Below are 11976 nucleotides of genomic sequence, written 5' to 3' on the forward strand. Positions count from 1 at the left end.
AGATCTTATGAATTTTGATTACGTCATTGTTGGCGGAGGTTCCGCCGGCGCAACACTTGCTGCAAGACTGAGCGAGGACCCCAGCACCAGCGTGTGCCTGCTGGAGGCCGGTGGCCGCGGCGACGGCATCTTGGTGCGCGCCCCGGCTGGCATGGTGGCCATGATGCCGGGCCGCGGCAAGATTAACAACTGGGTCCTGCACACCGTGCCTCAGCCCGGCCTCAATGGACGAAGGGGCTACCAGCCCCGCGGACGCGCCCTGGGCGGCTCCTCGGCGATCAACGCCATGTTGTACATCCGGGGTCAGCGGCAGGACTATGACCACTGGGCCAACCTCGGCTGCGACGGGTGGGACTGGGAATCGGTTCTGCCCTATTTCAAGAAGTCCGAAAACAACGAGCGGGGACCAGGCGCCTTCCACGGGGGCAGCGGGCCGCTGCATGTCTCGGAGCAGCGAAGCCCGCGCCCGATCACCCTCGCTTTCATTGAAGCGGCCAAGCACTGTGGTATTGCGCCTCGGGCGGATTTCAACGATGGAGACAACGAAGGCGTAGGCCTGTACCAAGTGACGCAGTTCCACGACGCCGCTCGCCGAGGCGAGCGTTGTTCCACGGCAGCGGCCTACCTGCACCCGCTCAGGCGACAGCGACCCAACCTCACGATCAAGACGAACACACGGGCCACCCGGATCATCTTTGAAGGCAAACGGGCCGTCGGCGTGGCCTACCGTTCAGCCGGGCGAGAGCAAGAAATTCGGGCGAAGCAAGAGGTGATCGTGGCAGCTGGTGCCTTCGGGTCTCCGCAACTTCTGCAGCTCTCGGGGGTAGGGCGTCCGGAAGACATCACCCACCATGGCATCCGCATGGTGCACGAGTTGCCAGGTGTCGGCCAGAACCTGCAGGATCACCTGGACTTCATCCACGCATTCAAGAGCAAGGACACCGACAACTTCGGCATTGGCCTGAGGGGCACGATGAACCTGCTGGGCCACATCGCCCAATGGCGCAAGGACGGTAGCGGCATGCTGGCCACGCCCTTTGCCGAGGGGGCCACCTTCTTCAAGAGCGACCCGGGCATTGACCGACCGGATCTGCAACTGCACTTTGTGATCTCCGTCGTGGACGATCATGCGCGCAAGCTGCACGCCGGCTATGGGTTCTCGTGCCATGTCTGCTACCTGCGTCCGTACTCGCGCGGGGAGGTGTTCCTCCAGTCGCCCGATCCGTTGGACGATCCTGGCATCGATCCCCGGTTTCTGTCGGACGAACGCGATCTCAAGGCCTTGATGCACGGCGCCAAGGTGACCCGCGAGATTCTGCTGGCACCACCACTGAAGAAGTACCGCCACCGCGAACTGTTCGGCATGACCGATGGCATGAACGATGCGCAATGGGAGCAGCACATCCGCTCCCGTGCCGACACCATCTATCACCCGATCGGCACCTGCAAAATGGGTGTCGACGCCATGGCGGTGGTCGACCCCGAGCTCAAGGTGCGCGGCCTGCAAGGCCTGCGCGTGGTCGACGCCTCTGTCATGCCGACGCTGGTCAGCGGCAACACCAATGCGCCCACGATCATGATCGCCGAAAGAGCGGTCGACCTCATCCGTGGTTTTGCCACACGCTATTCAACCGCTATAAGGAACTGAAAAATGCTCGGAAAAATGATGCGCGAGCCTCTGCTCGTCTCCAGCCTGATCGCTCACGCCGCCAGTTACCACGCCGACACCGAGATCGTCTCTGTGCAAACCACCGGAGGCGTCGAAAAGACGACCTGGAGCCAGGTCGAATGCAATGCACGACGCCTGTCCTCGGCATTGGCCAAGCTGGGCGTCCGGCAAGGAGACCGCTGCGCCACCATCGCCTGGAACAACCGCCGCCATCTGGAAATCTACTTTGGCGTGTCTGGCGCAGGCATGGTGTGCCACACGATCAATCCCCGCCTGTCTTTTGAAGCGCTAACCTACATAGTCAACCATGCCGAAGACCGGGTGCTGTTTGTCGACCGGACGTTCCTGCCCATCGTAGCCAAGCTGCGCCCAGCGTTGAACACGGTCAAGCACGTCATCCTCATGGGCCCTCGCGAGACCGAGGCACAGGGCATGGTGGATGATCTGTTGTTCTATGACGAGGTGGTGACCACTGGAGACCAAGACTCCCAGTGGCCCAACTTCGACGAGGATCTTCCCTCGTCACTGTGCTACACCTCCGGTACCACCGGCCACCCCAAGGGTGTTCTGTACAGCCACCGCTCCACGATGTTGCATGCGCTGGCCGGCAACCATCCGGACGGACTGGCGATTTCGGCCCGCGACACCGTCATGCCGGTGGTGCCGATGTTCCACGTCAATGCCTGGGGTGTTCCTTACATCGCGGCATCGCAAGGGGCAAAGCTGGTGCTACCGGGCCCGAACCTGGACGGTGCCAGCCTGGCGGCGCTGATCGATGCAGAGGAGGTCAGTCTGGCGCTCGGTGTTCCCACCATTTGGATGGGACTGCTTGCGGCGTTGAGGGCGCGTGGCACCAAGCCCAAGAGTCTTAAGCGTACCGTCGTTGGCGGCTCCGCGCTGCCACCATCGATGTTTGCCGCATTCCGCGACGAATTTGGCGTTGAGCTGATCCACGCCTGGGGCATGACTGAAACCAGCCCCCTGGGCACGCTGAACCAGCCACTGGCCCGCCACGCCCACCTCGACCCGCAAAGCCAGAGCGACTTGCGACTGGGGCAGGGCCGCCCTCCTTATGGCGTCCAACTGCGCTTGGTCGACAACCTTGGGACCGTCTTGCCGTGCGACGGCAAGACACAAGGCAGCCTTCAAATCAAGGGGCATTGGATTGTCGACACCTACTTTGGCGCCACGACCAGCGCTCTGACCGCGGACGGCTGGTTCGATACCGGCGATGTGGCCACCATAGACGCTAATGGTTACATGATCATCCGCGACCGTGCCAAGGACATCATCAAGTCCGGCGGCGAGTGGATTTCCTCCGTCGAGGTCGAGAACATCGCGATCGGCCATCCCGCCATCGCCAATGCGGCCGCCATCGGGGTACCCCACCCCAAGTGGGACGAGCGGCCGGTGCTGGTCGCCGTGAAGAAGGAAGGCGCGACGGTATCCGACGCAGATGTCCTGGCCTTCTTCAAGGAAAAGGTGCCCGATTGGCAGATTCCGGACAAGGTTGTCTTCGTCGATGCATTGCCGCTGAGTGGCACCGGCAAGGTGCTCAAGAACAAGCTGCGGGAGTCCTACAAAGATTTGTTGACCGTTGACAGGGCGGAGTCCGCGTAATGGAAAACAGCCATTTGCCAAACACCGAGGTTCAGGCGGCGTTGGATCAGGACCTGCAGGCGCTGGAAGCCGCTAAGCACGCATGGGCGCGAACGTCGGTTGCCGACCGCATTGCGATCCTCGGACGCATCAAGCAGACGCTGATGCAGGTCGCCCAGGGTTGGGCAGAGACCGCCGCCCGGAAAAAGCGCATTCCGCACGGTTCACCGCTGGCAGGTGAGGAGTGGATATCCGGTCCTTACTCCGTCATGGCCGCCTGCAATGGCCTGATGCAAACGCTGTCCCAACTCAAGCGCAAGGAATTTCTTGCGCACTTGCACATGCGGCGCCTCAAGAATGGCCAACTGGCGGTTGGTGTCATGCCGCATTCGGTCTGGGACAGCTTGCTGTTGTCCGGCGTCTCTGCCGAGGTTTGGATGCAAAAAGGTGTTTCCGAGGTCAATGTGGACGAGCATGCCGCAGCGGCCTACGACGTGCCGGTCGATCAGCGAAGCGGCAAGGTGGCACTGGTCCTCGGCGCCGGAAACATTGCCGCCATTTCTCCGCTTGATGCCTTCCAGAAGCTGTTCATCGAGAACCAGGTGGTGCTGCTCAAGATGAACCCTGTTAACGACTACCTGACCGACTATCTCCGGGCGGCGCTGAGGCCCCTGATCGAGTGCAATGCGTTGCGCATCGTGCGTGGCGACGGCGCTGTGGGCGCCTATCTGTGTGAGCACCCGCGGGTGGAGGAAATCCACATCACCGGCGCTCGGGCCACCCACGATGCCATTGTCTGGGGCGTCGGTGAGGAGGGGCTCCGGAACAAAGCAGCGAATACCCCGAAGAATCACCGAAAGGTCACGTCTGAACTGGGGGCGGTATGCCCCACCATCGTTGTGCCAGGTCCATGGTCAAGAGCCGACATCCGGTTTCAGGCAGAACAGATCGCGACACAGAAACTCCACAACTCCGGCTTCAACTGTGTGGCCTGCCAGACGCTGATACTACCCCAAGGCTGGGCGCACACGGAACCTCTACTGGCAGAGGTTGGCCGTGTCATGTCGCGCAACGGCCAGCGGGAGGCCTATTACCCAGGCAACGAGCATCGCACAGCCGACTTTGCAGCCCATGCCGGTCGTTCAGATGCGATTGAACGAGGTCCGGGGGCGCCGCCCTGCGTCCTGGCCGATATGGATGGCGGTGATGAACCCTGGCTGGCCGAACACGAGGTCTTCGGCACGGCACTGGCGATGAAGTCCCTAGCCTACCAGGACGCCGAGTCGTACCTGAAAGCGGCGATTGACTACGCCAACAACCGCCTGTACGGCACACTGGGGGCGAACATTCTCATTCACCCCAAGACCCTGCGACAGATCGGTCAACAGCGCTTCGAAGAGCTCCTGCGGGAACTGCGCTACGGAACGATTGCTGTCAATGCATGGACCGGGTTGGCGTTTCTGCTGGCACCCTGTCCGTGGGGTGGGTTCCCCGGGGGAATGGCCATCGATCCGCAATCGGGCGTCGGCACCGTACACAACAGTTTCATGCTCGAAAAGACCGAGCGCACTGTCGTGTTTGCGCCTTGGCGCCCCTTCCCGCGTGGCTTGTTCTCGCTGCAATTCACGCTCTTGCCCCGGCCTCCGTGGTTCATCACTAACCGGCGGCAACACGAGCTGGGTCGGCTTCTGACGGATTTTCAGTTCCGTCCGGGTTGGACCAAGCTGCCAAGGATCTTCATCAACGCCCTGGCAGGGTAGACGGGCGAAACACCGACGACCAGAACAGCTTTCCCTCGTGCATTCCATTCAAGCAATTTGCTGGCGATGACCAGCTTACGGAGACAAGATATGCCAAAAACCAAAACCACATACGCCTTCGCCTTCGCCGCAGGGCTTACCCTTGCCTTTGGCAGCATTGGCGCATATGCGCAATCCGAAGATGCCGCCAACACACTGAAGATCGGCTACGCTGGCATCACCTTCAACACGAAGTCCGGCCACTTGATCGGACCTCCCGGCACCACACCACCGGGCATTCAGACCGACTTGCGCGATGCACGCACCTTTGCGCTGATCTATGAGCGGCGGATCTCGGGGCCGTGGTCGGTCGTGGTGCAGGCTGCCACCCCGCCGGTGGTCAAGGTCGATGGCGCCGGCACGGGGGCCCCGCTCGGCTCGGTCGAGACGACCAAGGCATGGTTCCCGGCGGTTTTGGCGACCTACACCTTCGCCGGCCTGCCGGGCATCCGACCCTATGTGGGTGCCGGGGTGAACTACGCATTCTTCACCGATCCGCAGGTGAGCGCCGCATACACCGGCGCCTTCGGTGGCACCAGCAGTTCCTCCACGCTGAAAAACTCGTGGGGGCCCGTGGTGAAGCTCGGCGCGGAATTCCCTATCGCGAAGAACTGGGTTCTCGACGTGGGCTACTCGCGCTACTGGATCAAGACCACGGCCACCATCACCACGACAACACCCGGGGTGGGCGACATTGCACGGACGATCAATGTCAAGGTTGACCCCGGCGTGTTCGGTCTGCTGGTGGGGTATCGGTTCTGATGGTGCACTCATCCGCAGCCACGCCGGATTCAGCGCATGAATCTCTCATCCATCCCATCTTGCCGGCCTGCGCCGGCTCAAGGAACCCCATCATGCTGCTGAGTCCACCGACTGACCTCGCAGCGCGCTTCGAGGCCCAGCGCAGACCTTCGCGCGCGGACTCTATCCGACATGGCAAGTCAGGATGTCGCGCCTGGATCGGCTGCTCGCCGTGACCGAGACACACGAGGACGCCATCGTGCGCGCGATCAGCACGGATTTCCGCGGCCGATCCGCCCAGGAGTATCAGTAGTCTTCCAACAATCCCCAGTTGTGGTCGTCGAATTTTCCCCACCCATCAACGCCAAGGAGCAAACGATGAAAGGGGAATTTCGACAGGTTGCAGCGCCGATCCGGGACCGCGCAGCCCAGGACCCGAGGGCCCTGGTCTGCGCAGCGGCTATAAGCCAATGTGCGCGCAATTGCTTCCATGCCTCAATGAGACTCCCAGCACATTGTTCACTGGATAGCGTTCGCAGGTTCGAACCGAACGATCGTGAATTGTGCGAATAGCAGATAAGTCAGACAACATGGAGTTACGTCATCTTCGTTGTTTTATCGCAGTGGCCGAAGAGTTGCACTTCGCCCGTGCGGCCGAGCGCCTGCACATCGAGCAGTCGCCGTTGTCGCGAGCTATCAAGGAACTGGAATCCAACTTGGCTGTGCAGTTGTTCGAGCGGACGACAAGACGCACGCGGTTGACCTGGGCGGGTAAGGTTTTTCTGGAGGAGGCCCATCGCGTCTTCGCAGCTATCGACCAAGCCAAAGCCAGTGTCAAGGCAGCGGCTACCGGGTACCGCGGCCGCCTGCGCATCGCTCTGTCCGATGGCATCGCCCAGCCACGACTATCGGCTTTGCTGGCACAGTGCCGCGAGGAGGAACCAGAGGTAGAGATTCGTTTGTCGGAAACACCGTTGTCGCAGCAGATCAAGGGGCTGAACAGTGACCTGTATGACGCGGGGTTTGCACAATCCGATGAAGTGGGTGAAGGCATCATCGCTGAGGCCATCTGGAGCGAGCCTTTGGTGATCGCTGTACCGGCGCGCCATCCGCTCCTGGTGCACCGTCGCATCCCGCTCGACGAAGTGTTGCGCTATCCGCTGGTGCTGTGCCATCCCGAAACTTGCGAAGGTTTCTGGCAGCAGGTCAAGCGGGTGCTACGCACGGTGGATGCCAAGCCCATCGTGGTGGATCGTGTGCCAACGCTGGACTTGATGATGACCTTGGTGGCAGCTGGTTACGGCTTGGGGTTCGCAGGCGAAAGCCAGATTGCAGCATGCCGCAATCCCGATGTGATTGCCCGCCCACTGGCCGGTCGTTCGCCGATGCTGACCACCTACCTGCTGCGCCCAGAAATTGAACCTTCCGAGCAGTTGAGCCGCTTCATCGACAGGGTGAGCCCTGTCGATGAGCAAGCATCGAATCCCGCCACTGTTCAATGAGAGGCCATGCCATGAAGATGATTGCTGCCCTGATGCTCGTGCTGCAGCTGACCGCCTGCGGCCAGTCCGCACCCACGGAGACTGTCGAATCACTGGCTGCCAACCCCGAGCGGTTGAAGGAACTGCGCGCGCAGTGCAAAGCTGATCGTGCCAAGCTGGGCGATGCATTGTGCAACGCAGTGGCCGAAGCGACACATAAACGCTTCATTGGCAACGGCACGCCGTACACGCCCGAACCGACACCGAAGAACTGATCGCTTCACGCAGATAGCGACCTTGCGGCCGGTCAATGCCCGTCGCATGTCTCCGTACGTGCCAATTCTTCACATCGGCAAAAAATCTTTCAACAAATCGCCATACACGCCGCAACGCGCAGCCGCTTGCAGCATTTTTCTTGTCTACGCCCCTACTGGAAGTCTTGCTTTTTCTCCTTGGATTGTGCCGATAACGGTCTTTGACCGGCACTGACCCAACACCGAACCTCACGTCTGCGGCACCTCTTTGTGCACGCGATGTGCAGAAGAAATTCGGAGGTCGGGATGCAAGGGACCAGTGTGCTGTTCGGTCAGGTGTTGACGGTGTTCGGCATCGTCTTAGCCGGCGTGTGGGGTGCCACACAATGGACCGCCGCTGCCCTGGGTTACCAGCTACGCCTTGGCACTCCCTGGTTCGATTTCTTCGGTACGCCGGTCTATCACCCTTGGCGTTTGTTCGAGTGGTGGTTCTTCTTCGACGCTTACGCACCGCATATCTTCAACACGGGTGGCAGCATCGCTGGCGCCAGCGGCATGGTCTCGGTGGTGGTCGCCATCGGCATGTCGATCTGGCGCTCGCGGCAGTCCAAGCTGGTCACAACTTACGGGTCCGCACGCTGGGCCGATGCCAAAGAAATCCGCAAGGCGGGATTGACCAATCCAGCCGGTGTTTTCCTCGGCCTGCATGACGATCAGTACCTGCGCCATGAAGGGCCGGAACATGTCCTGACCTTCGCGCCCACACGCTCGGGCAAAGGCGTGGGTCTGGTGGTGCCGACGCTGTTGTCATGGCCTGCATCTGCCGTTATCCACGACATCAAGGGCGAGAACTGGAACATCACCGCTGGCTGGCGCTCACGCTTCTCGCACTGCCTGCTGTTTAACCCGACCGATCCGAAGTCGGCTGCATACAACCCACTACTGGAAGTCCGACGCGGCGCGCATGAAGTGCGCGACGTGCAGAACATCGCCGACATCCTGGTCGATCCCGAAGGGGCACTGGAACGGCGCAACCACTGGGAGAAGACTTCGCACGCTCTGCTGGTCGGCGCGATCTTGCATGTGCTCTATGCGGGCGAAGACAAGACGCTGCGCGGCGTCGCCAACTTCCTGTCAGATCCGGCGTGCCCGTTCGAGGTGACGTTGCACCGGATGATGAGCACGCGGCACTTGGGCGAGAGCACCCATCCTGTTGTCGCATCCGCCGCACGCGAAGTTCTCAACAAGTCGGACAACGAGCGCTCGGGCGTGCTGTCCACGGCCATGAGTTTTCTGGGATTGTATCGCGACCCCACCGTGGCCGAAGTGACTTCGCGTTGCGACTGGCGCATCGCCGACCTGATCTCTGCCGAGCATCCAGTGTCGTTGTACCTGGTGGTGCCGCCTTCAGACATCAGTCGCACCAAGCCGCTGATCCGGCTGATCCTGAACCAGATTGGTCGGCGGCTCACCGAATCGCTCGATGGTTCCGATGGTGTGGAGCGCAAGCACAAGCTGCTGCTGATGCTCGATGAGTTCCCGGCATTGGGCCGGCTGGACTTCTTTGAATCGGCACTGGCATTCATGGCTGGCTACGGCCTGCGCGCCTTCCTGATTTCACAGTCGCTCAACCAGATCGACAAAGCCTACGGCCAGAACCATTCGATTCTGGACAACTGCCATGTGCGCGTGACCTTCGCCACCAACGACGAACGCACTGCGAAACGCATCTCCGAAACGCTGGGCACGGCCACCGAGCTGCGCGCGCAGCGCAACTACGCCGGCCATCGGCTGGCGCCGTGGCTGGGCCACCTGATGGTGTCACGCCAGGAGACCGCGCGGCCACTGTTGACGCCTGGCGAAGTCATGCAACTGCCGCCCGATGAATCGGTGGTGATGGTCTCCGGCCATGCCCCGATCAAGGCCAAGAAGCTGCGCTACTACCTTGACGCCAACTTCAAGCGACGCGTACTCCCGCCGCCCGCGCTGACATTGGGCCGTTATGCCGACGTGCCAGCGGCACGCGCCGACGACTGGAGCGCCTTGGCTGTGCCTACGGTGTCGGCCGCTTCGGCGACGGCTGGGCTTGGCGAATCGCTCGATGACGGCGGCCCGCGTCAGCAGCCCGAGCTATCCGAAGTCGCCACCTACAGCCCCGAACCCGATCAGTCGGCCAGCGACCTGTCGCTGCTTGATGACGACGACTTTCCGCTTCCCCTCCCAAACCAGCTCGACCCGCGCTTGCAGCGCACGGCACGGCTGGCCGCTCTCGACCCTGACGACGGAATCCAGCTATGACCCAAGCCCGCCTGAACCTCTTCATTCAACCCGACCATGCCAAGCGCTTGGATGAACTGGCCGCAAAGAAAGGCGTGTCCAAGTCGTCCATCGTCGCGGCGGCGCTGGCGTCCTGGCTATCGCCGGACGCTGGCGACCAGCGGGAAGCGGCCACAGCCAAACGGCTGGACCGGCTATCGCGCCAGTTCGAGCGCTTGGAGCGTGACCAGAACATCCTGATCGAGACGTTGGCGCTGTACGTGCGCTACTACCTGACAGTCAGCACGCCGGTGCCGGAGGCCCATCAGGAAGCCGCGAAAGCACAGGGCAAGGCGCGCTTCGAGCAGTTCATCGAACAGCTCGGCCGCCATGTGCTGCGTGGACGCAGCCTGGTCAAGGAGGTCTACGAGGAAATCCAGCCTGATGCTGCGCGGCTGGCAGAAGCAGCGATGCAAGAGGACGGAGCATGAGCGCCGTCCTGAAAGACCAGCCGCCATCATCCGCTGCCACATCACTGGATCGGCGTATCCGCATGTTGCGTACGGCGATGGGACCGCTGATCGCTGCCGCGCTGGAAGATCCGGACGTGGTGGAGATCATGCTCAACCCGGATGGCTCCTTGTGGATTGATCGGCTGTCGTCGGGCCGCTCGCCGATGGGCGTCAAGCTGTCCGAGGCCGATGGCGAACGCATCATCCGGCTGGTTGCCGCCCATGTCGGCACCGAGGTGCATCGCGGCCAGCCGTTGCTGACGGCCGAACTGCCGGAAACGGGTGAGCGCTTCGAGGGCATCTTGCCACCCGCTGCGCCGGGGCCGGCCTTTGCCTTGCGTAAGCGCGCCGTGAGCATCATTGGGCTGGAGCGCTATGTCGCCGACAGCATCCTGTCCGAGGAACAAGCCGAGTTCCTGCGCCGCGCGGTCCGCGAGCGGCTAAACATCCTGATCGCTGGGGGTACCAGCACTGGCAAGACCACGCTGGCCAACGCGCTGTTGGCCGAGATTGCCGCCACTGGCGACCGGGTGCTGGTGCTCGAAGACACCGTGGAGCTGCAGTGTGCCGCCCGCGACCACGTATCGCTGCGCACCCGCGCTGGCGTGGTGTCGATGGCGGAGCTGGTGCGGGCCACGATGCGGCTGCGGCCCGACCGCGTGATCGTCGGCGAGGTGCGCGGCGGTGAGGCACTGGACCTCATCAAGGTCTGGGGCACCGGGCACCCCGGCGGCATCGCCACGATCCACGCCAGTTCCGCTCACGGCGCGCTACTGCGCTTGGAACAACTGATCCTCGAAGTCGCTTTGACACCGCCGCGTGCGCTGATCGCCGAGGCGGTGAATGTCATTGTTTTCATCGCCGGGCGCGGCCGTGGCCGCCATGTGCAGACCATCGCCCGCGTTGTCGGTTTCGACGTCCACGGCTACCAGCTCGACGACGCGCTCGCGCCGCCGCTTCCAACTCTTTCGCTTCCTTCCTCAACCACCCCTGGAGAACTGCCATGACGCACATCGCTTTTTCGACTTCCCGTTTTTCTGCAAATCCGCATCTGCGGCTGACGTTGCACGTTGTCGTGCTCGCCGCGCTGATGCTGTGCCTGACTTTGCCGGCACATGCAGCCGGCTCCAGCATGCCTTGGGAAGGGCCGCTGACATCCATCCTCGAATCAATCCAGGGACCGGTGGCCCGGATCGTCGCGGTCATCATCATCATTTCCACCGGCTTGGCGCTGGCCTTCGGCGATACGTCGGGCGGCTTCCGCAAGCTGATCCAGATCGTGTTCGGTCTGTCTATTGCGTTCGCCGCGTCCTCGTTCTTCCTGTCGTTCTTCTCGTTCTCGGGCGGGGCGGTGGTCGCATGAGCACCGAGACCGAATTTGCACAGGGCTTCGCCAGTGGTTTCGAGATTCCGCTGCATCGGTCCTTGACCGAACCGATCCTGCTGGGCGGCGCGCCGCGCACCGTGGCGATCGCCAACGGGACGCTGGCCGCCGCCGTTGGTCTGGGCCTGCAACTGTGGATTCCCGGCCTGGTGCTGTGGATCGTCGGCCATTCGCTGGCGGTCTGGGGTGCACGGCTCGATCCGCAGTTCATGGCCGTGTTTTCACGGCACATCAAACATCGCCCACTGCTGGACGTGTAAAGCGAACGAGGAGAACACGCC

Annotated in this window: 11 protein-coding genes; all 11 read left to right on the forward strand. The window is 62.1% G+C overall.

Annotated features, from left to right (window positions below; genetic code table 11):
* The first annotated feature begins 7 nt into the window (after positions 1-7).
* The 11 genes from PNAP_RS20845 to PNAP_RS20895 all read left to right on the forward strand — a co-directional run bounded on the left by PNAP_RS20845 (position 8) and on the right by PNAP_RS20895 (position 11955).
* Complete coding sequence (locus tag PNAP_RS20845; RefSeq protein ID WP_011797843.1) at positions 8-1648, forward strand: GMC family oxidoreductase; 1641 nt, start codon at positions 8-10, stop codon at positions 1646-1648.
* Positions 1649-1651: 3 nt separating this feature from the next.
* Entirely contained in the window at positions 1652-3289 is a 1638-nt protein-coding gene (locus PNAP_RS20850) for a long-chain fatty acid--CoA ligase (RefSeq protein WP_011797844.1), read from the forward strand.
* Positions 3289-5028 carry an aldehyde dehydrogenase family protein gene (locus PNAP_RS20855; protein ID WP_011797845.1) on the forward strand — a complete coding sequence of 580 codons (1740 nt, stop codon included), beginning with the start codon at positions 3289-3291 and terminating at the stop codon, positions 5026-5028. Before PNAP_RS20850 ends, PNAP_RS20855 begins: the two co-directional genes overlap by 1 nt.
* A gap of 90 nt (positions 5029-5118) precedes the next feature.
* Positions 5119-5829 carry an OmpW/AlkL family protein gene (locus PNAP_RS20860; RefSeq protein WP_011797846.1) on the forward strand — a complete coding sequence of 237 codons (711 nt, stop codon included), beginning with the start codon at positions 5119-5121 and terminating at the stop codon, positions 5827-5829.
* A gap of 569 nt (positions 5830-6398) precedes the next feature.
* Positions 6399-7310: a LysR family transcriptional regulator gene (locus PNAP_RS20865; protein ID WP_011797847.1), complete on the forward strand. Its 912-nt coding sequence runs from the start codon at positions 6399-6401 to the stop codon at positions 7308-7310.
* Positions 7311-7321: 11 nt separating this feature from the next.
* A complete protein-coding gene (locus PNAP_RS20870; RefSeq protein ID WP_011797848.1) occupies positions 7322-7564 on the forward strand; it encodes an EexN family lipoprotein in 243 nt (80 codons plus the stop codon).
* A gap of 285 nt (positions 7565-7849) precedes the next feature.
* Positions 7850-9841 carry a conjugal transfer protein TraG gene (locus PNAP_RS20875; protein WP_011797849.1) on the forward strand — a complete coding sequence of 664 codons (1992 nt, stop codon included), beginning with the start codon at positions 7850-7852 and terminating at the stop codon, positions 9839-9841.
* Entirely contained in the window at positions 9838-10290 is a 453-nt protein-coding gene (locus PNAP_RS20880; RefSeq protein WP_011797850.1) for a ribbon-helix-helix protein, CopG family, read from the forward strand. Before PNAP_RS20875 ends, PNAP_RS20880 begins: the two co-directional genes overlap by 4 nt.
* Complete coding sequence (trbB, locus tag PNAP_RS20885; protein WP_011797851.1) at positions 10287-11318, forward strand: P-type conjugative transfer ATPase TrbB; 1032 nt, start codon at positions 10287-10289, stop codon at positions 11316-11318. The genes PNAP_RS20880 and trbB overlap by 4 nt, the downstream gene beginning before the upstream one ends.
* Positions 11315-11674, forward strand: a complete 360-nt coding sequence (locus tag PNAP_RS20890) for a TrbC/VirB2 family protein (RefSeq protein WP_011797852.1) — start codon at positions 11315-11317, stop codon at positions 11672-11674. Before trbB ends, PNAP_RS20890 begins: the two co-directional genes overlap by 4 nt.
* The gene (locus tag PNAP_RS20895) at positions 11671-11955 is read left to right on the forward strand and encodes a VirB3 family type IV secretion system protein (protein WP_011797853.1); all 285 of its coding nucleotides are present in this window, start codon (positions 11671-11673) and stop codon (positions 11953-11955) included. Before PNAP_RS20890 ends, PNAP_RS20895 begins: the two co-directional genes overlap by 4 nt.
* Positions 11956-11976 lie beyond the last annotated feature (21 nt).

Origin of the sequence: Polaromonas naphthalenivorans CJ2, from assembly GCF_000015505.1 — a bacterium.
Taxonomy (GTDB): domain Bacteria; phylum Pseudomonadota; class Gammaproteobacteria; order Burkholderiales; family Burkholderiaceae_C; genus Polaromonas; species Polaromonas naphthalenivorans.